The organism is Pseudomonas sp. PICF141 (genome assembly GCF_002286815.1).
In the GTDB taxonomy this organism is placed as follows: domain Bacteria; phylum Pseudomonadota; class Gammaproteobacteria; order Pseudomonadales; family Pseudomonadaceae; genus Aquipseudomonas.
Genome location: NZ_MUNM01000059.1, coordinates 58,960 through 82,132 on the forward strand (window position 1 = coordinate 58,960; position 23,173 = coordinate 82,132).

Below are 23,173 nucleotides of genomic sequence, written 5' to 3' on the forward strand. Positions count from 1 at the left end.
TCTCTACCACTGACTCTCTATCACTGAAGAAGGCCCTGATGAAAAAGCTTTTCAGCCTGCTCGCGACCCTGTTGGTGTTGGCCCTTGCCCTGTGGATCGGCCGGACCCTGTGGGTGCATTACATGAACACCCCCTGGACCCGTGATGGCCGGGTGCGCGCCGACATCATCAACGTCGCTGCCGACGTGACCGGTGAAGTGGTGGACGTGCCGGTGCGCGACAATCAGCAAGTGAAGAAGGGCGATTTGCTGATGCGCATCGACCCCGAGCATTACCGCATCGCGGTGAAACAGGCGCAGTCGCTGGTGGCCTCGCGCAAAGCCACGTGGGAGATGCGCAAGGTCAACGCCCATCGCCGCGCCGACCTCGACAACCTGGTGATCTCCAGGGAAAACCGTGACGACGCCACCAACATCGCCGACTCGGCCCTGGCCGATTACCAGCATGCCCAGGCGCAACTGGAAGCCGCCGAACTGAACCTCAAACGCACCGAAGTGCGTGCGGCGGTGGACGGTTATGTGACCAACCTCAACGTCCATCGCGGCGACTACGCGCGCATCGGCGAAGCGAAAATGGCCGTGGTCGACATGAACTCGTTCTGGGTTTATGGCTTCTTCGAAGAAACCAAACTGCCTCGCGTGCGCGTGGGCGATAAAGCCGACATGCAATTGATGAGCGGCGAAGTGCTCAAGGGGCATGTGGAAAGCATTTCCCGGGGCATCTATGACCGCGACAACCCGGAAAGCCGCGAGCTGATCGCCGATGTGAATCCGACCTTCAACTGGGTGCGTCTGGCGCAGCGGGTGCCGGTGCGGATTCACATTGATGAAGTGCCGGAGGGCGTGCTGTTGGCGGCGGGGATTACTTGTACCGTTGTGGTGAAACAGGAAAGTGGCGAATAACCTTGTGGCGAGGGGGCTTGCCCCCGTTCGGCGGCGAAGCCGGCGCAAAACCAGAGCATGCGGTACATCTGGAAGAACGGGATTGCAGGTTTTGGGGCTGCTGCGCAACCCAACGGGGGCAAGCCCCCTCGCCACAAGGAAACGGTTTCAGCCCTGACAAAACGTCTCATGCAAATGCCGCCAAACCACCTTGCCATCGGCCTGTTTCTCGAACACCACCGAGGATCGTCGATCAGAATGCAACCCCGTCGCATCGGTCTGCCGCTCACGATAACTCACCACCGCGCCACCGTCGTACAGCGCAACACCACGCAACTCGCTGAGCTCAATTCTGAACCCGAGCTTTTTCCCGCCCGCCAGCAGAAACAGTTCATTCAACGCCTTGAAATCCAGCGCCCGGCCCAACGGCGAGATCATGGAAAACCGGGGCGAAAAACGCGTCAATAACTGGTCAAGCCTGGATTCGTCCTGCTCCTCGGCCAGCCATTGTTCGATGGCTATGTGGGCCTGGATCACTTCGTCAAAGTATTCGGTGTAGTCGGTCATGTTGTTTCCTGTAATTTCGCAGCGCCTGTCCTGACGTCTTCGCGGGCAAGCCTCGCTCCTACAGGTTATGCACCCATTTTGGGCCCTCATCCTGTAGGAGCGAGGCTTGCCCGCGAACGCGTCGACCCGGTCTCAAAGTTGCCCGCGCAAGCCAAACCGCTTCATCAAGCCCGACTCCAGCAACCCTTTGGGCAACAACCGCGCCATCAACGGCAACGCCCGGCTGCCATTGCCCAAGCGAATCAGGCGTGGCGGCTTGCTTTGCTGTACAGCCTTGAGCAAACCGGCGGCAAATTCACTGGCCGGCGTCGGTTTGTCCTGAGACGCCTTGGCCCGTGCGCGAATACCTTCACGTAGCGGCCACCACGGCGATTGCTCGGTGATCAGTTGCTCAGCTTCTTGGCCGGCATTCTTGGCGAAGCTGGAGGCGATGGCGCCTGGCTGAACTTCCATGACCCGCACACCGAACGGTGCCAGCTCCATGCGCAACGCATCGCTCAAGGCATGCACCGCGGCTTTCGAGGCGCAGTAAGCGCCGGCAAATGGCGTGACCAGAACCCCGGAAACACTGCCGATGTTCACCACCATGCCCCTGGCGCGACGCAGCACCGGGAACATCGCGCGAGTCACGCCGACAATCGCAAACACGTTGGTTTCGAATTGCCGCTGCATGGCCGGCACACCGCCGTCGAGCAGCGGCCCCATGGCGCCATAACCGGCGTTGTTGATCAGTACATCGAGGCCGCCAAGCTGCTGATTGATCCGCTCGCTCAATTGTTCGAGGGCCGGGCCATCGTTCACGTCCAGTTGCACGGCAGTGAACCCGGCGGCACTCAGGGCCGCTACGTCTTCAGCCTTGCGGGCGCTGGCCCAGACTTCGTAACCGGCATTTTTGAAAGCGTCGGCGAGGGCGCGGCCAATGCCGCTGGAACAACCGGTAATCAACGCAACGGGCATGGCGCGGTCCTTGTGCAAAAAGAAAAGGGATCAGTCGGAGAAGCTACCTTGCAAACGCTCGGCGCGAAACTCCAGGGTTTGCGGGCGATAACCAGGACGCAGGGGCGGCATGGGCAAGCAGTCTTCCCAAGTGCCGCCGGCCTGCAATTCGCCAGGCCCGCGATAACGCGGTGCGGCGTATTGATTGTCAGCCAGATTGACCGTATCGCCCGGTGCATAAGCGGCGATTCGCCAGCGCAGTTCGGTCAGCGGCACGTCGTTGCCGTTATTCATCGTCAACTTCAAGGGGCGATCCGCCGGGCAGTGCTCGGGCGCATAGCTGATACGCAGCTCCAGGCGCGCCAGTTGCTTGACCTCGCGGGTGTCCAGCCAGAACACCCACACCGCCACCAGGCCCAAGCCGACAGCGGCGGCCATGGACACCGGCACGGCCTTGGCCGGGTAGCGCAGCAGCAGGATCAGCCAGGTGATGACCAGCAGGACGCCGATGAACATGACGCGAAACCTCGGGAAGGGAAAGAGCATCCTACCTAAGCGTAGGCGGGATTGGCGATGGGCATTCATTCAGCGGCGGCTGGTCAGGCACCATCATGAGCAGGCTCGCTCTCGACAGAATCAGGACGCTGATTCGGTGAACGACGCCAATCCTCTGTGGGAGCGAGCCTGCTCGCGATGAGGCCAGTCGAATCAAAAAAATAAAAAAAAGCCCCCGCCCAACCCACTGCGGATAGGGAACGCAGCGGGCTGGACGGGGGCTTCTTGTTTTAATGAGCGTTACTGCGCGATGGTTTTCACCGACACGCCACGCTCGATCGGGTTGGAGCGACCGTAGATATCTTCAAACCGCTCGATATCGTCTTCGCCCAGGTAGCTGCCCGATTGCACTTCGATGATCTCGAGTGGAATCTTGCCCGGGTTGCGCAGACGGTGGACCGAAGCGATCGGGATGTAGGTCGACTGGTTTTCAGTGAGCAGGAACACGTTTTCGTCGCAGGTCACTTCGGCTGTGCCGCTGACCACGATCCAGTGCTCGGCACGGTGGTGGTGCATCTGCAGCGACAGGCAGGCGCCCGGCTTGACCGAGATGCGTTTGACCTGGAAGCGGCCGCCCATGTCCACCGAGTCGTAGGAGCCCCACGGACGATAGACTTCGCAGTGGGTCTGGGTTTCGCTGCGGCCCTGCGCGTTGAGGGTGTTGACCATCTGTTTCACGCCTTGGACCTTGTCCTTGTGGGCGATCATCATGGCGTCCTTGGTTTCGACGACCACGATGTTTTCCAGGCCGATCACCGACACCAGTTTGCCGTTGCCGTGGATCATGCAGTTCTTGCTGTCCTGGATCACCACGTCGCCTTTGGTGACGTTACCGTTGGCATCTTTTTCATTGACTTCCCACAGCGACGACCAGCAACCGACGTCGCTCCAGCCGGCGGTCAGGGGCACGACGCAGGCGCGCTGGGTTTTTTCCATCACCGAATAGTCGATGGAATTGTCCGGGCAGCAGGCGAAAGTGGCAGGGTCGATGTCGACGGTGTCGGCGTCCTGGGCGCTACGCTCCAGCGTCAGTACGCAGGTGTCGTAGATGTCCGGATCGTGCTTTTTCAATTCTTCGAGGAAGCGGCTGGCGCGGAACAGGAACATGCCACTGTTCCAGAAATAACCACCGGACTGGACGAATTCGGTGGCGCGTTTCACGTCGGGTTTTTCGACGAAGTGCGAGACACGGCTGACGCCTTCCGGCAGCAGGGCATCGTTGGTGGATTTGATGTAGCCGTAACCGGTTTCCGGTTTGGTCGCCGGCACGCCGAACAGCACCATCTCGCCACGCTCGGCCGCTACGGTGGCCAGGGCCAGGGCGCGTTGCAGGGCTTTCTGGTCTTCCAGCACGTGGTCGGCCGGCAGCACCAGCATCAACTCGTCGCGACCTTCATTGACCAGCATCATCGCGGTCAGGGCCACGGCCGGGGAAGTGTTGCGGCCGAAGGGTTCCATCAGCACGCGCTGCACGTCCAGGTTGCGGGCGCTCAACTGCTCGTTGACGATGAAACGGTGTTCCTTGTTGCAGACCACGATCGGGGTGTCCATGCCTTCGAACACCAGACGTTCCAGGGTTTGCTGGAACAGCGTGTGTTCGCCGGTCAGGGCGAGGAACTGCTTGGGGAATTGCTTGCGCGAAAGCGGCCAAAGACGTGAGCCGCTACCACCTGACAAGATCACCGGAATCATGTTGTTACTCCTTTAAAATCGATTGGGTCAGGCCTTTGTGGGAGCTGGCCTGCCAGCGATGGCATCACCTCGATGCTTCTGATAAACCGAGTTGTTTGCATCGCCGGCAGGCCGGCTCCCACAGGGGGGCCAGGTCAGTTCGTAAAATGTGTTAGCGCGTCGATACCGGGCGTTTGACCCACACTGGCGACAGGTTGCTGCCGCTGCCGGTGACGTACAGCACTGCGGCTTCACCACGTTCCAGGGCAACCGGCTTCACGTCGCCGATTTTGGTGGCGCCGTCAAACAGGGCCAGGCTGACTTTCACCGGGTTGATTTCACGCTCGCCACGACCCTTGGCAGCCACGGACGGAACCACTTCGGTCTTGCCATCGGCGGTTTTCAGGGTCAGGGCCTTGTCGCTGAGGTTCTGTACGCGAACCAGGGATTTCTGCTTGTTCTTGAACGGCGGCTCTTCGATCAGTTGCGGCGCGCCGCTGGCGTTGTTGACCAGGGTGTAATAGTGGTCGCCGGCCAGTTTCACCGGCAGGGTCTGGCTGCCGACCTTGGCGCTGTAATCGCCGCCCGGCATGAAGCTGAAGTCGGTGCTGGACAACGGCGCGACTTCACTCAGGTTGGTGCTGCCAACGGTGGCGCTGACTTCAGCGTTGGCGGCGTTGTAGATGCGCACGAAGCTGGAGCCTTTCGGTGCGGTCGGGCCGTAGAGTGCGGCGTCACCGGCGAAGGCCTGCATCGACAGCACGCTCATGCCGGCGACGAGGGCAACTGCTTTCAGAGAACGAGCAGCGAGACGGCGAGGAGTAGTAGTGAAAGTCATGGAAGTACCTCTCTTTCAGTTTTGCGCCCGGTCGGGCGTCTCGGATTTGGTGTTTGCAGCTACGTTTTGTTGGCGCGCGCCGGCTTGTTTAAGCTCTGCGACCCACTGCGGGTCGGCGTCACCGATTTCGTTATTCACAGGCAGATATCGTTCAGGGAACTCCCAGATCAGCACTTGTGGCGGGCTGTTCTTGAAGGCATCGCTTTTCAGGTAGCTGAGCATCGGCAGAATCGGGCCATGGCCGTCTTCGGCGTAATTGACCACGTCGCTGCGCAGTGCTTCTTTCAGCGCACCGACGAAGTTCCAGTTCGGGTTGGCGCTGTAGCTGGTGCCGATCAGGGCCACCGGCACTTCAGTGTTGGCGAACAGGGCGTCGTCACCAGCGGGCTGATCCTGGGCCGCCACGGTGTTGCGCTTCTGCAAAGGCTCTTGCGCCGGCATCAGGTTTTCGAACAGCGGGTCCAGCGGCAGGAACAACCGCAGGTCGCCCTTGTGCGTCACCTTTTCCGCAGGCTCGGTGACGAAGTTTTGCGGTTCGCCACTGAGCGGAGCCTTGTCGGCAATGGTTTTGGCCAGGGTCTGGGCAGCGACTTGCGCGCCTTCCGGGGTCCAGTGGGTGTCGGTGCGCAGGAACACTTGCTGACCGTCCTGCTTGGCCTTTTGCATCGGGCCGAGCAGGTCAGGGGCGAGGATCTTGTCGGCCGCCACACGAGCATGGAAGTCCTTGTACAGATTGGCGTGGATACTTGCCGGCTTCTCTTCACCCAGATGTTCCGGGTACAGACGGGTCTTGGCCGGGACAATCGCCATCACCAGTTGCACACCTTGTTTTTTCAAGGTCTGGCGCACACCTTCGACCAGCGCGTAGTTGCCCTGCAGGTTCAACTCTTCGTTGACGATCGGGTGGAACTCTTCATCGCTGTAGAGCCACTGATCGCGACCGAGCACCACGCCCGGACGACCTTCATTGAACAGTTTGAAATCCAGCGCGGCCCACAGGTTGGTGCCCAGACGCTTGATCGGGAACTCGTCGTCATAGTGCGTTTCGACGGCTTTGCTCCAGCGACCGTTGAGCACGGTCGCATCGGCGTTGGTACTGAAGCCGAAGAAGCTGCGTACCGACCACACGCCCAGGACCAGCAAGGTCATCAGGAACAGGGCGATGTAGAAGATGCGTAATGAGCGGGTCATAGTCAGATCCCTCAGAACTGGAAGTAGAGGAACGGCGAGAAGCTTTGCGCCGAGAGTTTGAGAATCGAGGCGATGAACAGCAGCAGTACGACGGCGCGCATCACGTAACGGGACCAGTCAGCGGTCCAGTAGGCCGGTTGCACCATCGCTTCAACGCCGACGGTGTAACCCGGTTCGTGGATGCTGCCCGGGTTGTCGCCCGGTACGGCTTTGATCAAACCTGGCTGAGCAGCGGCCGGGCCATCGGTTGCGGCATTCGCCGCAGGCGTGGTCTTGGCCGGTGGCCGGTTGGTGTAGAAATCACGCAGACCGAAGTACGCCAGGGTTGCGTAAGCCACCACCAGGGTTGCCACTTGCAGACCGGTGAGGTTGGCCTCGTTGAGTTCTGACAGCGACCATTCGCCGAAGCTGAACATGGCACCGTACATGCGACCGGCGACGTGCAGGTTCTCTGCGCGGAAGATCACCCAACCCATCACCACCAGCAGGAAGGTCAGGGCCCAGCGGACCGGGTTGAAGGTACGCGGCGAAGTATTCAGGCCGATGGCTTTTTCAATGGCCAGCCACATGCCGTGCCAGGCACCCCAAATGATGTAGGTGATGTTCGCGCCGTGCCACAGACCACCGAGCAGCATGGTCAGGAACAGGTTGCGATAGGTCATCAGCGTGCCTTTACGGTTACCGCCGAGGGTGATGTACAGATAGTCACGCAACCAGGTCGACAGGCTGATGTGCCAGCGACGCCAGAACTCGGTGATCGACTGGCTGATGTACGGCTGTTTGAAGTTTTCCATGAAGCGGAAACCCATCATCAAGCCCAGGCCGATGGCCATGTCGCTGTAGCCGGAGAAGTCAAAATACAGCTGCGCGGTGTAGGCCAGGGCACCGAGCCAGGCGTCGCCCGTGGTCGGGTTTTGCAAGGCGAAGCAATGGTCGGCCACCACCGCCAGGGTGTCGGCGATGAAGACCTTCTTGATGAAGCCTTGCATGAACCGCGTGGCACCTTCGGAGAACTTGTCGAGGGTGTGGGTGCGGTTGTTGAACTGGTCGGCCAGGTCACGGAAGCGCAACACGGGGCCGGCGATCAAGTGCGGGAAGATCGCCACGAAGGCGGCAAAGTCGATCAGGTTGCGGGTCGCCGGGGTGTCACCACGGTAAACGTCGATGATGTAGCTGATGGACTCGAAAATGTAGAACGAGATCCCGATCGGCAGCAGCACGTGGGTCAGGATGAACGGCGACAGACCCACCGAGGTCATCATCGCGTTGATGCTGTCCACGCCGAAGTTGGCGTACTTGAAGTAGCCGAGGATGCACAGATCCACCCCGACGCCCAGGAGCAGCCAGCGCTGGGCCGGTTTGGTCCGAACACCTGCCGCACCGACTTTCAGGCCGATCCAGTAGTTCCACAACGTGACGGCTGCGAACAGCGCAAGGAAGTCCACACGCCACCAGGCGTAGAACACGTAGCTGGCGATCAGCAGCAGCAAGTTGCGATAGCGTATTCCGCTCAAGTAATACATGCCGAGAAAGATCGGCAAGAACAGAAACAGGAACACGTTGGATGAAAATACCATCCCGATCTCTCCATGTTTAACCAACAGTCAAGGGCCGCAGCCCCCCCAAACCCCCCATCAAAATCTGGAGAGTTACGATCGTTCCCACGCTCTGCGTGGGAATGCCTCACTGGACGCTCTGCGTCCGCTTCGGCATGTGACGCGGAGCGTCACGGGCTGCATTCCCACGCGGAGCGTGGGAACGATCAGCCCTAAGAACCTTTTTTGCCTTTCTCGCTGGCCGGGTCGTAGACCCTGGTCAAATCCCCGCCGAGGCGGAAGGTCTTGAACGGCTGCATTTTGTGTTTCTGTGCCAGCACATCCGGCGTGCAGGTGTAGAGCGAGCAGAACGGTTCGAGCCAGGCGAATTTCGAATCGACCTTGAGGTCGGTCATGTCCTGTTCTTTACCGTTCTTCTCTTCGAATTCATCCGGGTCTTTCACGCCTGCAAGCACGCGATCGCCCAGGCGTTTCAAGGCGCCGTTGTTTTCCTGACGCAAATCGACACCGTTGACCTGAGCGAAACTGGCGATCATCGCCAGTGGCGGCAGGGCATAGTTGTGATAGGCGAGGGCGCGTTGCTGGCGCTTGAGTTCGTTGGGTAAGAAGCCTTGAGCGTCGACCTGATTGACGCCGACCTTGTATTCCTTGACGGCCCAATCGAACAGATCGCGGCGGTTGGTGGCGATCGACGTGGCCATCACCGACCAGGCTGCCCAGTACGAGTGGTTGTTGGTTTTTTCGAGCGGCAAGTTGTCCCAATCGCTGACCACCTGATCGGCCATTTTGCTGAACCAGGCTTCAATCACTTGCGCCTCTTGCGGGTGGTTGGCCAGTGGGCGCGAGTCAGAAAACTTCAGGCGGATATAGGACGAAGCCATGCTGCCCAACGCCCATTTGCGCATGGACTTGCCGGTGTGGTTGAAGTCCTTGGACATCAGTGCATCGGCCTTGGCCCAGGCGGTCAACCAACTCAGGGTGCATTCCAGTTGTTCCGGACGACCATCACGCATGAACTTCATCACTTGCTTGCTGGTGCTGCGCTCGATCTTGGTGATGTCGGCGGTGGTCTCGCGGAACGCTTTTTCCGATGCCTCGTTCAGAGTCGAACGGGCCTTGTCGGAGCCTTCGTATTTGCTGCGAAACTGCAGGGCACCGGTGTAAGGCGTCGGCATCGCGTCGCAGCCTTCACTCTTGTCGCCGGTTTTGACTTTTTCAATGGGCGCAAAGTAACCCTGGGGCGGACGAAGTGGCGCGGCAGCCTGGGTGGCGCCGGCGAACATCGCCAGCGTCAGCAGGGAGGGCGCGAGTATCTTTTTCAGCGTTCGGGTTTGCATGCAGTTCATAAGAGGTAGCCTCATTGCCCGGCTTGAGCGATACGCTGCCCAGTGCTGGAGAACACGTTGCGTTTGCAGATTTTCGCTTCGACTTTCTGAGGCGTGGCACCTGGTTTTTCAGGTCCCTGGACTTCGACGGCCAGCAGATTCTGCGAAGCCCAGTCTTCGTCCGTACGCAACTCGAAGGCGAAACGCCCGTCGGTTTCGGAGGTTTCCGGTTTGTCGATCTTGATGTCCTCGTGGCGTCCGTTCATGTACCAGAGGGTGGCTTGCAAGGTTTTCACCGAGGTGTCGGCGAAGCGGATGTCGACCTGGTGGCTGCTGTTGCGCAGGTCCAGGTTCTTGCTGTTGACCATCAATTCGTTTTTGCCCGGTTTCAGCGTGGCACTGGCGCTCATTTGCGCGTCTTTGCCTTCGCAACCGTTGTCCAGCAGCGCCATCATCTGGCGGTAGATGGTTTCCTGATCGAGGCGATAAAGCGGCGAGAATTCCCAGATGAGGATTTTTGGCGGTTTGGTCTGGAACTCTTCGCTGCCCAGGTACTGCAGCATCGAACCTTCGAAGCCACCACCGGGGAATGCCACGTTGAGAATGTCGGCGCCGATGGCCTCTTCAAGGAAACCGGCGAAGTTGTAGTTCTTGCCACTGTGGCTGGTGCCGACCAGGGTAATTTGCGGATTGCCGGAATCACTGAACAGATCGCCATCGCCCGCTTCGCCTTTTGGCTCGGTGGTGAACTGATCCATGTACTGGATCGCATAGCTGGTGCCACAGAGTTGACCCGCCATGTTGTGCAACGTTCCGGTCTTGCCCATGCGACCCGACTTATGGGTCTCGAATTCACGCTTGGGAATGTCGGCGAAGGTCGGCAATTGCTTGACCTTCTCGGCGACGATTTTCGCTGTGCGCTGGGCGCCATACGGCGTCCAGTGTTGGTCGCCGCGGAAGTAGAAATCGTGGGCCGGCAGGGTTTCGGGCAGCGATTCGTTGGTCAGTGGCGACAGGTCCGGGACCACGTAACCCATCTGCGCGAAACGCCCGAGCATGGTTTTGTAGTTCCTCAGCGCCTTGTCGAAGTCGTAACTCGCCTTCTCTGCCGGGTTCAGTTTGTTGCGGTTCACCAGACCACGGGTCGGCTGGTAAACGATGACCAGTTCCACGCCTTTGCTCTTGAACGCATCGTGCAATTGTTTCAAGCGTTTGTAGCCAGCGGGCGTGGTGTCGAACTCGGTGCGCAAGTCTTCTTGCGTACGGAACAGCCAATCGCCCTGCGCCTGCACCAGCGTGGTGAAGTTCTGCTGATAACGGGTGGTGTAGTTCTTCGGGTCGTGGGCTTCGGGGCAGAGATTGCAGCAATCATCGGCCTTGAATTTTGGTGCGCTTACGCTGGCGGCGTTATCGGCGCGAACACCGCCGCTGGCCGCGAGAATGCCAGCGGTCAGGGCCGACAGGCTGAGTAATTTGATCAAGTGTGGGTGCATAAAATTATCCTCAGTCCCGCATTTCGGTCTGGCGTTCGACAGGGTCGATCAGCACGGCTTTCTGCTGGCGCACCAGCAGGTCGAGAATTTCATCCTGGCGCTCGCCAAGAATCCCCGAGAAGCTGATGCCGCTGGATTTGGTCGGGGCGAGCATCGACACGCGATACAACTCCACGCTCAGCGGCGAGTCGATCGACAGTGGTCCGCTGCCGTTGGCGGCCAGTTCACCGCCGACCACGATCAGCGACACCTGGGCGTCGAACGGATCGAGCTTGATGTCGCGGTCGGTGTTGGTCAGGTCTTTGATGTGCCCGTAGACACCGGTCAGGCCGTTGGCCATCGAGATGTTTTCGTACAGGCGAATGTTCACGCTGTTACGAATACGGATGCCGTGGCGCTTGTTGCTGATCACCTTGTTGCCCCACAACAGGTTGTCAGCACTCTCATAGAGGGTGATGCCATCGGTGTGGTTCTTGTAGATCTCGTTGTAGGCGATCAGGTTGTTCACGCTGTTACGGTCGATCACCAGGCCCGACAACTTGTTGTCGTAGCTGCGGTTGTTGAAGATGAAGCTGTCGTTGACCTCACGGGAAATAATGATCCCGTGCTTCTTCCTGGTCCCGTACACCGTGTTGTCGGCGATGATCAGACCGTGGGAGCGGTCATGGGGGTCGATGCCATAGACGATGTTGTCTTTATAGGTGTTGCCCTTGACCACGAAGTCGCGGGTTTCGTAGCAGTAGAAGCCGTACCACATGTCCGAGAACTCGGAGCCGACGATCCAGCCGGACGGTTCCGGGCGCTTGAGCACCTTGGCCATGTTCGGGGTGTATTGGGAAATACTCACGCCGTAGGACTTACTATTGGCGTAACCGAAACTGGCAATCTTGCTGTTGGCAATGTACGTCTCGGTGCCACCCCAGGACAGCAGGAACGGACGGAATTCCTTGGGCGACTTGAAGGCCGCCGGGCCGTTTGCCTTCTCGCTCCAGCCAGTGATTCTGGTATCACGCACGAACAGCTGGCCGTCATTGACCAGGAATGAACCGCTCTCTTGGGACAGACGCAGTTCCTGGGTCTGCTTGTCGATTTCCAGAATGCCCTTGTTACCCACCACGATCGGCAACTTCGCCAGGAACACGCCCGGCGAGGTTTCGCTGAAGTACTGCTTGGGCAGCTTCCTGGCCAGGTCCTTTAGGTTCATGTAGCCGTCGTCGACGAAGATCGCCTGCGGGATGCCGTGCTGACGCACCACCCACTCGGCCATCTTGTTGTCACCGCCGATGAAGTCCTTCAGGGCGTTTTCCTGCATCATCCGGCGCACGCTGATCTTGCCGGGCTTTGTGCGCACGACTTTCGCGGCGATGGCTTCGGCGGTGTAGCCAGAGGTGTCCGGCAATGTCGGCTTGGCCAAGTCCAGCGGCGCGGTTGGCGCGCTGCTGACGGTGTAGGTCTTGGCCTGTTGCAGTCCCTTGGCCATGGTCGTCGGTTTTCCCGCTTGCACAGGCTGGGCCGGTTCGACGGTGGCGAAGGCCGCTGTGCTGGCGAGCAGCAGCGCGCCGGCCAGCAGGCTGATCGAGCCTTTCTTGGCGCTGTTCATGTCAGGCACTCCCTTCGCGGTTTGCATCAGAAGCGCCAGACCACGTCGACAAACGCGCGGTGCATGTACGAGTCGACTTCTTTGCCATACGCATCGCCAGGCTTGAACACACCGCCACGGAACCGCACCAGCGCCGAAGGCTCATCGATCGACTGGCTCAGCGCCGCCGGCAACAGGCCTTGCTTGAAGTACTTGGTGACCACCAGGTCCATTTCCTGACCGAGGTCTTTGTTGCCATCTTCCAGCGGCAGCGAGGTGCTGGAGAGAATGGCGCCGGTCACGTCGTCGGTATTGTTTTCGACGGCGTTGATGCCATTGCTGCCCACCGGCTTGTTGCCATCCACGCGCCAGAACTTGTGGTAGATCAGGCTGGCGTCGTATTCGTCGTTGAGCATCCACGAACCGAACAGGGTAGCGGTCTGCATGTTGTTCATTTCGCCACGGAAGGCTTCGCCGAAACGGTGAACCCGCGAGCGTGTACCGGTGTAGTTCGAGCGGTTGCTTTCCAGGCCGGTCTGTTCGTATTCGGCGCTGGCACGGGCATAAGCCGCACCGACTTGCCACTGCGGATCGAGGCGCAAACGCACGCCGATATCGGTGGCCCAGCCATTGAGGTCTTCACTGCGCTTGGCTTCGGTCGGGCGCGTGCCATCGGCGTTCAGCGGGTTGACCGTGTCGGTGTCGCCGCTCATGCCGGTGATGCTGCCCCAGTAATTGACGGTGTTGGTGTTGCGCCAGTTGTAGGCGTCGCTGTCGGCGGTGAGGCCGAGCCAACTGATGTCACCGTTTTGTTTCTTATCCAGCGAATCGCCGGCAACGCCCGGTTCCGGGTAGTCGAGCTGGCCGTCATCGTGGGTGTGATGACCGCGAATGCCGACCCAGTTACCCGGCGACCATTGAGTGGCGACGTCGCCGAAAACGTGCAGGCGATCCTCATCCTTGGGGGCCAGTTCTTTCAAGTCGGTGCGGTATTCGCTGAAGCGTTCGGCGATACCGACGTTGGCGCGCAACAGGGTGGTGTCGAAGGTCCAGTTCAGGGCTTCGATGTTGGTGTCGCGCCATTGGCCATCGTCGTTGCGCAGGCGTTGGCGACCCAGCTTGAGGATCTCGCCAGGGTAGGGCGTGAGGCCGCTGTAGCCGATCCAGAACTCACGCATCGCCAGGTAGTTCTTCTTGGTTTTGCGATCACCGTTGTCGGTGGTCTGGGTACCGTCGCTGTCGGACTGTTGCAGGGTATCCGTTTCGATGATGTCGGTGGACGTCACGGCCTGGCCCATGGCGTAGGCACTCCACGCGCCGCTTTCGCCGTACACCCATGGACGCAGGTCGAGGCCGACGCCGGAAACGTCGCCGCCGCTGGCAGTGCCCAGGTCACGGTCGTCTTCCGACTGGCCGGTAATTTTGACTTCGAGGCCGAAGTTCTTGTCTTCGGTCATGGCTGCCAGGGTCGGGCACGACCACAGCAGGGCGAATGTCAGGCCAATACCGGCCTTCACGAATGGATTGAGTTTCATAGGGATTCCTCGCCGTCTTCTTCTTGCAGAGCGTGCAGTTCCAGCGTGTCCGGACTCACGGCACTACGAATGGCCTGTTCTTGTTTCAACAGGCGTTGGGCCTCGGCCAGCCGGTCAGGCGGCAGTTGCGCTTCGATGGTTTGCGCAAGCTCATTGGCTTGTGGGGTGTTTTGAGCCTTCGCCAATTGGCTGAAGACATAAGCGTTGACCGGGTCGGGCCGGGTGCCCTTGCCTTGGGAGAACAGTTGGGCAATGGCGAAATCGGCACTGTTCTGGCCGTTACGCGCAGCGGTCAGCAGGTGATCCAGGGCTTTTTGCGGATAGACCTTGCCCAGGTAACCACGACGGTAAATCTGGCCGAGGTAGTAATCGGCGGCGACTTCCCGGCCGACGGCTTTCTTGAAGTGCTCTTCGGCGACCTTGGCATCGGCCGGCACCATTTTGCCTTCGAAGTAGAGCTTGCCCAGCAACAGTTCGGCGCGCGGCTGGTCGGCGGCGCGACCGTTGTCCAGGTACTTCATCATGGCGTCGACATCACCCAGTTCAGGGAAGTCGTAGAGCAATTGCGCCAGGCTGACCCAGGACGCCGGGTAGCCAGGTGCGATGCCCTCGAGCAGCGACTGAGCGGTTTTTTCGTCGGTCTTGCCCAGGCTCGCATCGCCCAGCACACGGGCCACACTGTCCACCCGTTGCGCAGAAACGACGCCACGGCTGTGGCCGGCCTGCATTTGTTTGATCAGTTCGGCCTGTTGTTCTGGCTGGCCGCGTTTCTGATAGACCGTGGCCAGTTCGACGTAACAGATATCGGTAGTGTTCAACGCCGCTTTGCAGATTTTTTCCACGTCATCCAGATGCTGGTCGTACGTGCCCTGGGTGCGATAGAGCAACACTTGCGCCAGACCGGCTTCCGGTTTGCCTTGGGCGCGCCATTGGCTGATCTGCTGCTGTGCGTTGACGTTCGGGAAACTGTGCGGGTATTGCAGGTACAGCATCGCCAGCGGGATCAGGGTATTGCCTTCGCCATTGGCCGAGGCTTTCTTCAACAGCGCTTCGGCTTCGTGATGTTCGGCTTCGCTGGCACCGGGTTTGGCCACCAGCAGACGTCCCAGGCGAGCCTGGGCCCGCGGCGAGACACTGGCCGCGGCGCGGTAAGTCGCCTCGGCCTTTTTGATTTGCGCCGGGTCACGGCTGTCGACCTGCAGATCGGCCAGGCCAACCTGAGCTTCGCTGTAACCCAGATTTGCCAATTGCTGGTAGTTCTGCGCCGCCAGCGCGGTGTCGCCGCGCTTGAGGGCTTCATTGGCCAGACGCTGGTCGGGCAGGCCGGCGCAACCGGCCAGGCTCACGGCCAGTGCAAGTGAGCACACCACATAACCACTGTGGGAGCGGGCTTGCCCGCGATTCAGGCGACTCGGTACTTCAGAAAGACCGCGCTGATCTAATCGCGGGCAAGCCCGCTCCCACAGGGTTCGCGGTGTTTTCAGGAGACTGAATAGGGTCACGGGCATGTCCTCTGTTTAAAGACCGGCGGCCATGGCTTTGTTGATCAGCCAGCTCAGGTTCGGGCCACGAGTGCTGTTCACTTCCACCGGGCGACCGGCGAAGGCGCTGTCCAGCGGCTCGTCAGGTTTGATCTGCACACGGATGTCGGATGACAGGTCGGCGCTTTTCAGGCTGGTGCTGCTGACAATCTTGCCGGTACGGGTTTGGTCTTCGCCGGAGATCTGGAAGGTGACAGTGGTGCCAGGACGCACGTCGCTGAACTGGCGATAGGAGAAGCGTGCTTCAACGTTGGCCTCGGTGTTACGCGGCACCAGTTGGAAAATCACATCGCCTTTGCTGGCGTACTGACCGTTAGCCACCAGTTGCTGAGCCACGGTGCAATCGCATGGCGACGTCAGGGTGCCGGTCATTTGCTTGCCGAACAGTTCTTCAACCTTGGACGGTTGCAGTTGACCTTCGTCCAGATGGCCCTTGAGTACGTCGAGCATGCTGGTGCTGAAGGTCGCCAGTGGGGCGCCTTTGGCGGCAATGCCGTCAGCTTTGATCAGGCTCTGCACGGTGCCGTCGCGCGGCATGGTGATGTTCATTCCCTGCACGCTGACCAAGCCAGCCTGGGCGTGGCTGATGAAGTACATGCCGTACACGGACTTGAAGATGAAACCGAACGCCACCAGGCCGACCGCGAAGATACCGGCGCTGAAGGTCACCGCCTTCAGACGGCCCAGCGCAGTCATGCCGTGACCACCATCCTTGACCTTGCGCGCCTTGGTGAAGTTGTCGCGCTGCAGGGTCGCCAGCATTTCACCCACGCTGACGATGTCGCCAGCCAAGTGCGAAGTGATCAAGTGGCGCAGGGTGGAAATGTCACGGGGTTCCAGGTTCTGGAACTGGCAACCGGTGCGACCGGTCTGGCGATCGACGGAGCGGATTTGCAATTCCACGTCCATGGCCAGACCGAGGTTATCGATCACGAATTGCAGGCGAGCCTTGTGCACATCGCCGACTTTCAGCGGCAGCTGACCAGCGTTGAACGCCAGGCCGCCAGCGGAAAGGTCGATGAGCCGGGCTTCAACCGGGGTCCGGTCAGGACCGAAGAAACGCAGCTTGGCCGGAATTTTCACACGAGCGTGTTGGCGCTGGGCTTCGGATTCGTGCACTACGTTGGAGTTGACGGCGGTATTCATATGGGCGATTTCCTAGTTAATTCAGGCGAGTTCGGTCAGACCATCAACAGCAGCACGGCGACAAAAATGCTGCCGGCGGAGAAGGTCATGGTCCGAGACGACCAAGTGTTGAACCAACCTTGAAAGCTGGCGAGATCACGGGTCAGGGAAGTGGGCTGGCGACTCCAGGACTGTCGGTCGAGGCGGAAGAACACGTAGATCTTCACCAGCGCGCCGACGATCTGGTTGTAATAGAGAATCGCCGGGTAAGCCGGGCCGATCCGGTGACCGGAGCAGGACAGCAACACGGTCAGGATCAGGCGGGTAATGCCGATCCACAGCAGGTAAACCAGGATGAACGCGCTGCCATACTTGAAGGTGGCGATGATCGCGACGGTCAGGCCGAGCAGCGAGGTCCACATCGACACGCGCTGATCGAACAGCACCACCGATGTGAACGCACCAAGGCGCTTCACACCAAGGCCCAGGGCGCGGGAGTTCTGCCGCAGGTTGTTGCCGTACCAGCGGAACATCAGTTTGCGACTGGCCTTGATGAAGCTTTTTTCCGGCGGGTGTTCCACGGTATGGATCGCGGCATCCGGCACGTAGAAAGTGTCATAGCCCAGACGCATCAGGCTGAACCAGCTCGACTTGTCGTCGCCGGTCAGGAACTTGAAACGACCCAGGCGCCAGTGTTGCAGCGAGTCGCTTTCCACGTCAGCGATGAATTCGGGATTGGTCACCACGGTGGCGCGGAACACCGACATGCGGCCAGTCATGGTCAGCACGCGCTTGGACAACGCCATCGAACACATGTTGATGTGGCGCTGGGCGAATCGCAGCTTGTGCCATTCGCTCATGATGTAGCCGCCGCGTACTTCGCAGAACTCGTTGGTGGTCAGGCCGCCGACGTTGCCGAACAGCTGGAACCACGGCACGGTCTTGAGCACGACGCCTTCAGCCAGCACGGTGTCGCCATCGATCACGGCAACCACGGCGCGGTCGTCCGGCAGGTGGCGCGAGATGGCGCGGAAACCGTAGGCCAGGCCATCGCGCTTGCCGGTGCCGGGAATGCGCACGAAGTCGAGCTTCACATGCGCAGGCGGGTTCATCCGCTTCCACAGGCTTTTCACCAGCAGTTCATCGGACATTTCGACGATGGAGCAGACCACGGTGGTCGGCAGGCCGCAGTCGATGGCCTCGCGGATTACCGAGCTGTAGACCTGAGCGGTGGTCAGGGCGTCGATACGGAAACTGGTGACCATCAGAAATACATGGGACGGGTCTGCCTCTTTGCCCAGCTTGCGCACTTTGCGCCGCAGGTACGGATAGACCACGTACAGAAAAAACATGCCGCGCACAAAGTGCGTGGCACCCATCGAGTAACGCCAGATACCGACGATACCGATCAGGAAGATAAAGTCCTTCGATTCGGAGTCGAACGTGGACGCAGGCAGCGCCATGGCGATGCCCATCAATAAACTTAGGTAAAACAGCCAACCGGCGGCCTGAAGTAGGCCGTGCTTTAGCCTGTGCATAATCTGCATCCGTCTCGATCTCGGGCGAGCCTGTGGGGTGGCCCGATGGGGTTAAGGCAGGCCTGTGAAAACTGGCGAGGGTCATGTAGGAGCTGCCGAAGGCTGCGATCTTTTGATCTTGATCTTCCGGGTTCACTCGGGACTCAAGTGCCCCGGGAAAGATCGCAGCCTCGCTTCGCTCGACAGCTCCTACACCGCGTTCACGCAGTTGTTGCGTGTCGCCGCACGGTTACCAGCAGATGCCTTCAGTCCGGCCGCTCACGCTGGTGGCTTTGGACATGAAGCCAACCAGGTCGACCACTTGCTTGCCGTGTGGCGCTTCCTGCGCCAGGGCGCGGAATTTCTCGTCACGGTTGCCCAGGATGATCACGTCGGAGTTTGCGATCACGTCGTCGAAGTCGGCGTTGAGCAAGGAGGAGACGTGAGGGATCTTCGACTCGATGTAGTCCTTGTTCGCACCGTGAACACGGGCGTACTCGACGTTGCTGTCGTAGATGCTCAGGTCGTAACCCTTGCCGATCAGCATTTCCGCCAGATCGACCAACGGGCTTTCGCGAAGGTCGTCGGTGCCGGCCTTGAAGCTCAGACCCAGCAGGGCGACTTTGCGCTTTTCGTGGCTGGAGACGATGTCGAACGCGTTCTGCACCTGGGACTCGTTACTGCGCATCAGCGAGTTGAGCAGCGGTGCTTCCACGTCCAGGGAGCCGGCGCGGTAGGTCAGGGCGCGCACGTCTTTTGGCAGGCAGGAGCCGCCGAACGCAAAGCCTGGGCGCATGTAGTACTGGGACAGGTTGAGTGTCTTGTCCTGGCAGACCACTTCCATCACTTCGCGACCGTCGACGCCGACAGCCTTGGCGATGTTGCCGATCTCGTTGGCGAAGGTCACTTTGGTGGCGTGCCACACGTTGCAGGTGTACTTGATCATCTCGGCAACGGCGATGTCCTTGCGGATGATCGGGGCGTCGAGCTCTTCGTACAGCGATTGCAGAACGTCACCCGAAGCCTTGTCGAACTCGCCGATAACGGTCATTGGCGGCAGGTCGTAATCTGCGATCGCGGTGCTTTCACGCAGGAACTCAGGGTTGACCGCCACGCCGAAATCGACGCCGGCTTTTTTGCCGGAGCAGTCTTCGAGGATCGGGATCACCACGTTTGCCACGGTGCCCGGCAGGACGGTGCTGCGAACCACGATGGTGTGGCGGGTGGCCTTGTCACGCAGGACATAACCGATCTCGCGGCACACGGCTTCGATGTAGTTCAGTTCCAGATCGCCGTTCTTCTTGCTCGGCGTACCGACGCAGATCATCGACAGGTCGGTGTCGCGAATCGCCTCGGCGAAATTGGTCGTGCCGCGCAATTTGCCCGTCTCGATGCCCTTGTGCAGAAGTTCGCCCAAGCCCGGTTCAACGATCGGCGATTTGCCTGCGTTGATCATATCGATTTTGTCTTTGGCAACATCGACGCCAACGACGTCATGGCCCCGTGCAGACAGGCAACCGGCACAGACTGCGCCGACGTAACCCAAACCAAATATGCTGATGCGCATCGCAATTACCTCTCAGTTAATCAAACCTGTTTCATAAGCCATTACATGGCCGGAGTTAATGGTGTTCAGCGGTCATAGTGCACTCGCAAGTGCGGCCTTAAAGGCGTCACAATGCCGGGTGCAGGCATACTAAGTTCCGAGTGTCTAAATAAGTGCACTCAAGATGTGCGCAACCAGGCCTTATTGTTATGACATGCCCTGTTATGCAGCCGACCCTCTAATCAGAGGACGTTCGTGCAAAGGTCTTGCGCGCTCAATACCAGGCCCGAAAGCCCGTAAATCAAGCGGTTGGGTGCTCGGGTGAGCACGTTTATAGGGGCGCAGCCGTGGCCTTGTAGGGGATAGTAATGGTGCGTTATCTCCTGTCCTTCATGTATTGCCCAAATAAGTGATCCGTAAGCCAAAGTGAGTGTGACAACTTCGCTATAGGGATCTCTTGTCTGTGTAAGTTATCTCGCACAATCGCCGAGAGAATCGTTACCGGTGGTATGAGCGGCGCATTTGGACATAGTTCCTGTCCGCCCATCGCGAATTCTGAAATTTCTTGAAATGTCGAAAAAGATGGCACTGCTTTCATATTGATAGCACTTGCCGTTCGGCCCTTTATATATGGGGCTATTATTGCGCGGGATACTTTTTTGCCACTACGCGTAAAAAAATTCAGTGCCACTACTGAAAAAAATGATCAATGTCGAATGAAACTAAAGTTAAGAAATGAACTGATAGTTTTTTGGCGTCAATAAAGCGGCGAAAAGACAGGGGATTGTTCGACGATCGAAGGAGGGCGCACGACGAAGTTATCGCTATCGTGCGCCGATCAAAAGCAGCTTGATTATTCCGGTGCGTAATCGCGCAGGAAGACCAGATTGTCCGGTTTGGACTGTTCGGCGCTGTAGCGATAACCCTGAACGTCGAACTGCTTGAGGGCGACCGGATCATTGATGCGCTCTTCGATGACGAAGCGACTCATCATTCCGCGAGCCTTTTTCGCGTAGAAGCTGATGATCTTGTACTGGCCGTTCTTCAAATCCTTGAACTCGGTATTGATGATGCGTGCGTTCAAGGCGCTGCGTTTGACGGCCGAGAAGTATTCGTTGGAGGCCAGGTTCAGCAGCACGTCATCGCCTTGATCGGCCAAGGCTTCGTTCAGCCATTCGCTGATCCGCGTCCCCCAGAAGGCGTATAAGTCCTTGCCCCGGGCATTGGCCAGTTTGGTGCCCATCTCCAGCCGATAGGGCTGCATCAAGTCCAGGGGGCGCAACAGGCCATACAAGCCGGAGAGCATGCGCAAATGCTGCTGGGCGTAATCGAAATCGGCTTCGCTGAACGTTTGTGCATTCAGGCCGGTGTACACATCACCCTTGAAGGCCAGCAACGCCTGCTTGGCGTTGGCAGGAGTGAAGGCCGGGGTCCAGCTACCGAAACGCGCGGCATTGAGACCGCCGATCTTGTCGGAGACATGCATCAATTCGCTGATCTGCGTCGGCGTCAGGTCGCGCAGTTGCAGGATCAGCTCCTGAGAATGGTCGAGGTACTGCGGCTGAGTGAAGCGCTGGGTCGCCGGCGGTGTTTCGTAGTCGAGGGTCTTGGCGGGGGAAATCACCATCAGCATGAAGTCGTCTCCTTTAATCGTGGAGGCGATTCTAGGGGGTTGTCCTTGTTGACTCCAGCTATCAAGTCCATAGGTGATCGGTAGCCATGTACAAAATCTGTAGGAGCGAGGCTTGCCCGCGAAGGCGGTGTATCAGTCGGCATCATCGGTAACTGGCACACCGCCTTCGCGGGCAAGCCTCGCTCCTATGGGAGATCGGTGCTGGCGGGAATGTGAGCGCGATCGGCTATAGTGCCGCGCGGGTTTTGTTATGGAGACATCCCATTGCGTATCGTTTTTCTATTCTCGGCCTGGCTCTTGAGTTTTGGCGCCTTTGCCGCGCCGGGCGATGTGGCAACGCTGGATCGCAGCACCTGGCCTGAGCAGCTCAGCAGCCCGACGCTGTTTGATGTCGCTTCGCGCGCCGAAATCCTCATGTTCGCCCGCGTTCTGTTGGCCAGTGAATCGCTGGATGAAGCGAGCCTGGCTCAACGCCTGGGCCTGCGCACCCTCAATCTGGAGTCGGTCAACCAGCTGCGCCAACGCCTGTGGCAGCGTTTGCTGAGCAATTACAACTTCGCTCAGCAAAGCTGCGATCAAGATGCTTCTTTCTGTTTCCTGGTCGAGGACATGGCCACCCTGCGCGAGCAAGCGGCGAAGTTTCAAGTGGGCGAGGACAGCTATTACATCAAATGGGCCGAGCCGAGCCGGTTGTTCCACGCCCAGTACCTGGACGAGCAGTTGCGCAAGGCCGCGCTGTTCCCGCAGACCAGCAGCGAAGTCGATCGTTTTGGCGACTATGAGCGCAATGGCGAGGCCATGAATGATCGGCTGTTCCTGCTGACCTTCGACAGCGCCGCCAACGCCGCGCCAGATAACACCGCCTGGGTCACCGAGTACCTGCGCAAATCCAGCATGAGCGCTACGTTCTTCGTCCTCGGCAAAGACATACAGGCCCGCCTCTCCGAGCGGTCAGTGGCCAGCCTGCAAGGGACTTATTCGCAGCAATGCGTGGGCGTGCAAGGCTGGGAATTCCGCTCACACAGCCATTGGCAAGCCTGGCAGGACTCGGTGCGACGCAGTGTCGAGCTGGTCAAAAGCAAGCTGCCGGAGAATTATGTGCCGCTGTTTCGCCCGCCCGAGGGGCAGCGTCGATCCGATGCCGAAGGCTTCTTCACGGCTCAGGGCTTGCAGGTGGCATTGTGGGATATCGATGCCCAGGACGGCGCCGGCAAGCTCAAAGGCAACCAGAGCGCACAACGGGTATTGACCCTGATGCTGCTGTGGCGGCACGGGGTGATCAATTTCAATGTGAAGCAGGATGCGCTGAAAACGGCGATGCCTTGGCTCATTACGCAAACGGCGCCAAGCGGGATCGGTTGGGCAGACTGTCAGGAGGCGTTTCGCTGAAAACGGCAAAAGGCCGCAAACATGGGATGAAAGGCGATTTTTGCAGAGAAATCGGTGCAGGCGGACTTCCGACTTTAACGGCACATTGCCTGCACGCCAAGGGCTATTCGTCACTCTGAAAAATAAACTTCAAAAAAGCGTCAAAGTGCTTTTTTCTGTCACAGGTTTTGGAGTATTACGAAGACAGACCGCCGAAACCTGCAACACAGGTGGCGTCTCCCAAGACCCAGTTTGTGTGCAGTTCACTTGACTCCTCGCAGGTGAATTCGGCGGCCACTTCGAGGCGCAGCACCGT

General features: G+C 59.3%; 18 protein-coding genes. 2 read left to right on the plus strand and 16 right to left on the minus strand.

Annotated elements, in window-relative coordinates; all coding sequences use genetic code 11:
- Nucleotides 1-38 precede the first annotated feature (38 nt).
- Nucleotides 39-902, plus strand: a complete 864-nt coding sequence (locus tag BZL43_RS16830) for an HlyD family secretion protein (RefSeq protein WP_095633349.1) — start codon at nt 39-41, stop codon at nt 900-902.
- Between the two features lie 147 nt (nt 903-1,049).
- Here BZL43_RS16830 and BZL43_RS16835 read toward each other — a convergent pair whose 3' ends face one another.
- The 16 genes from BZL43_RS16835 to yaaA form a co-directional block, all read right to left on the minus strand.
- The gene (locus BZL43_RS16835; protein ID WP_095633350.1) at nt 1,050-1,448 is read right to left on the minus strand and encodes a DUF4440 domain-containing protein; all 399 of its coding nucleotides are present in this window, start codon (nt 1,446-1,448) and stop codon (nt 1,050-1,052) included.
- 132 nt (nt 1,449-1,580) lie between these two features.
- Nucleotides 1,581-2,405, minus strand: a complete 825-nt coding sequence (locus BZL43_RS16840; RefSeq protein ID WP_095633351.1) for an SDR family oxidoreductase — start codon at nt 2,403-2,405, stop codon at nt 1,581-1,583.
- Between the two features lie 30 nt (nt 2,406-2,435).
- Nucleotides 2,436-2,900, minus strand: coding sequence for a multidrug transporter (locus BZL43_RS16845; RefSeq protein ID WP_095633352.1), 465 nt, complete (start codon nt 2,898-2,900; stop codon nt 2,436-2,438).
- A gap of 279 nt (nt 2,901-3,179) precedes the next feature.
- Nucleotides 3,180-4,631, minus strand: a complete 1,452-nt coding sequence (locus BZL43_RS16850) for a mannose-1-phosphate guanylyltransferase/mannose-6-phosphate isomerase (protein WP_008070455.1) — start codon at nt 4,629-4,631, stop codon at nt 3,180-3,182.
- A gap of 151 nt (nt 4,632-4,782) precedes the next feature.
- The gene (locus BZL43_RS16855) at nt 4,783-5,448 is read right to left on the minus strand and encodes an alginate O-acetyltransferase AlgF (RefSeq protein ID WP_095633353.1); all 666 of its coding nucleotides are present in this window, start codon (nt 5,446-5,448) and stop codon (nt 4,783-4,785) included.
- A 15-nt stretch (nt 5,449-5,463) separates the two neighbouring features.
- The gene (locus BZL43_RS16860; RefSeq protein WP_095633354.1) at nt 5,464-6,639 is read right to left on the minus strand and encodes an alginate O-acetyltransferase; all 1,176 of its coding nucleotides are present in this window, start codon (nt 6,637-6,639) and stop codon (nt 5,464-5,466) included.
- Between the two features lie 11 nt (nt 6,640-6,650).
- The gene (locus tag BZL43_RS16865; protein ID WP_095633355.1) at nt 6,651-8,216 is read right to left on the minus strand and encodes an MBOAT family protein; all 1,566 of its coding nucleotides are present in this window, start codon (nt 8,214-8,216) and stop codon (nt 6,651-6,653) included.
- Between the two features lie 191 nt (nt 8,217-8,407).
- Nucleotides 8,408-9,541 (minus strand): mannuronate-specific alginate lyase, encoded by a 1,134-nt coding sequence (locus BZL43_RS16870; protein ID WP_095633356.1) that lies wholly within the window; start codon nt 9,539-9,541, stop codon nt 8,408-8,410.
- 11 nt (nt 9,542-9,552) lie between these two features.
- Nucleotides 9,553-11,013 (minus strand): alginate O-acetyltransferase, encoded by a 1,461-nt coding sequence (locus BZL43_RS16875; RefSeq protein WP_095633357.1) that lies wholly within the window; start codon nt 11,011-11,013, stop codon nt 9,553-9,555.
- Nucleotides 11,014-11,023: 10 nt separating this feature from the next.
- Complete coding sequence (gene algG / locus BZL43_RS16880; RefSeq protein WP_095633358.1) at nt 11,024-12,613, minus strand: mannuronan 5-epimerase AlgG; 1,590 nt, start codon at nt 12,611-12,613, stop codon at nt 11,024-11,026.
- A 26-nt stretch (nt 12,614-12,639) separates the two neighbouring features.
- Nucleotides 12,640-14,127, minus strand: coding sequence for an alginate export family protein (locus tag BZL43_RS16885; RefSeq protein ID WP_095633359.1), 1,488 nt, complete (start codon nt 14,125-14,127; stop codon nt 12,640-12,642).
- The gene (gene algK, locus BZL43_RS16890) at nt 14,124-15,629 is read right to left on the minus strand and encodes an alginate biosynthesis TPR repeat lipoprotein AlgK (RefSeq protein ID WP_305884083.1); all 1,506 of its coding nucleotides are present in this window, start codon (nt 15,627-15,629) and stop codon (nt 14,124-14,126) included. The genes BZL43_RS16885 and algK overlap by 4 nt, the downstream gene beginning before the upstream one ends.
- A 15-nt stretch (nt 15,630-15,644) precedes the next feature.
- Nucleotides 15,645-16,814 (minus strand): alginate biosynthesis protein Alg44, encoded by a 1,170-nt coding sequence (locus tag BZL43_RS16895; protein WP_095633360.1) that lies wholly within the window; start codon nt 16,812-16,814, stop codon nt 15,645-15,647.
- Between the two features lie 35 nt (nt 16,815-16,849).
- The gene (gene alg8 / locus BZL43_RS16905) at nt 16,850-18,331 is read right to left on the minus strand and encodes a mannuronan synthase (protein WP_371916217.1); all 1,482 of its coding nucleotides are present in this window, start codon (nt 18,329-18,331) and stop codon (nt 16,850-16,852) included.
- A 229-nt stretch (nt 18,332-18,560) separates the two neighbouring features.
- Nucleotides 18,561-19,877 carry a nucleotide sugar dehydrogenase gene (locus BZL43_RS16910; RefSeq protein ID WP_095633362.1) on the minus strand — a complete coding sequence of 439 codons (1,317 nt, stop codon included), beginning with the start codon at nt 19,875-19,877 and terminating at the stop codon, nt 18,561-18,563.
- Nucleotides 19,878-20,709: 832 nt separating this feature from the next.
- A complete protein-coding gene (yaaA, locus tag BZL43_RS16915; RefSeq protein ID WP_095633363.1) occupies nt 20,710-21,489 on the minus strand; it encodes a peroxide stress protein YaaA in 780 nt (259 codons plus the stop codon).
- A 264-nt stretch (nt 21,490-21,753) separates the two neighbouring features.
- Between yaaA and BZL43_RS16920 the strand changes: the two genes are divergently transcribed.
- Nucleotides 21,754-22,878, plus strand: coding sequence for a polysaccharide deacetylase family protein (locus tag BZL43_RS16920; protein ID WP_095633364.1), 1,125 nt, complete (start codon nt 21,754-21,756; stop codon nt 22,876-22,878).
- Nucleotides 22,879-23,173: the final 295 nt, after the last annotated feature.

What these genes read in the sequence shown, in the direction of transcription:
- BZL43_RS16850 (WP_008070455.1), bottom strand. Translation starts at nt 4,631, where the DNA reads ATGATTCCGGTGATCTTGTCAGGTGGTAGCGGCTCACGTCTTTGGCCG.
- algG (WP_095633358.1), bottom strand. Translation starts at nt 12,613, where the DNA reads ATGAACAGCGCCAAGAAAGGCTCGATCAGCCTGCTGGCCGGCGCGCTG.
- BZL43_RS16885 (WP_095633359.1), bottom strand. Translation starts at nt 14,127, where the DNA reads ATGAAACTCAATCCATTCGTGAAGGCCGGTATTGGCCTGACATTCGCC.
- BZL43_RS16835 (WP_095633350.1), bottom strand. Translation starts at nt 1,448, where the DNA reads ATGACCGACTACACCGAATACTTTGACGAAGTGATCCAGGCCCACATA.
- yaaA (WP_095633363.1), bottom strand. Translation starts at nt 21,489, where the DNA reads ATGCTGATGGTGATTTCCCCCGCCAAGACCCTCGACTACGAAACACCG.
- BZL43_RS16860 (WP_095633354.1), bottom strand. Translation starts at nt 6,639, where the DNA reads ATGACCCGCTCATTACGCATCTTCTACATCGCCCTGTTCCTGATGACC.
- BZL43_RS16870 (WP_095633356.1), bottom strand. Translation starts at nt 9,541, where the DNA reads ATGAACTGCATGCAAACCCGAACGCTGAAAAAGATACTCGCGCCCTCC.
- BZL43_RS16830 (WP_095633349.1), top strand. Translation starts at nt 39, where the DNA reads ATGAAAAAGCTTTTCAGCCTGCTCGCGACCCTGTTGGTGTTGGCCCTT.
- BZL43_RS16895 (WP_095633360.1), bottom strand. Translation starts at nt 16,814, where the DNA reads ATGAATACCGCCGTCAACTCCAACGTAGTGCACGAATCCGAAGCCCAG.
- BZL43_RS16865 (WP_095633355.1), bottom strand. Translation starts at nt 8,216, where the DNA reads ATGGTATTTTCATCCAACGTGTTCCTGTTTCTGTTCTTGCCGATCTTT.
- BZL43_RS16910 (WP_095633362.1), bottom strand. Translation starts at nt 19,877, where the DNA reads ATGCGCATCAGCATATTTGGTTTGGGTTACGTCGGCGCAGTCTGTGCC.
- BZL43_RS16840 (WP_095633351.1), bottom strand. Translation starts at nt 2,405, where the DNA reads ATGCCCGTTGCGTTGATTACCGGTTGTTCCAGCGGCATTGGCCGCGCC.
- alg8 (WP_371916217.1), bottom strand. Translation starts at nt 18,331, where the DNA reads ATGCACAGGCTAAAGCACGGCCTACTTCAGGCCGCCGGTTGGCTGTTT.
- BZL43_RS16855 (WP_095633353.1), bottom strand. Translation starts at nt 5,448, where the DNA reads ATGACTTTCACTACTACTCCTCGCCGTCTCGCTGCTCGTTCTCTGAAA.
- BZL43_RS16875 (WP_095633357.1), bottom strand. Translation starts at nt 11,013, where the DNA reads ATGCACCCACACTTGATCAAATTACTCAGCCTGTCGGCCCTGACCGCT.
- BZL43_RS16845 (WP_095633352.1), bottom strand. Translation starts at nt 2,900, where the DNA reads ATGTTCATCGGCGTCCTGCTGGTCATCACCTGGCTGATCCTGCTGCTG.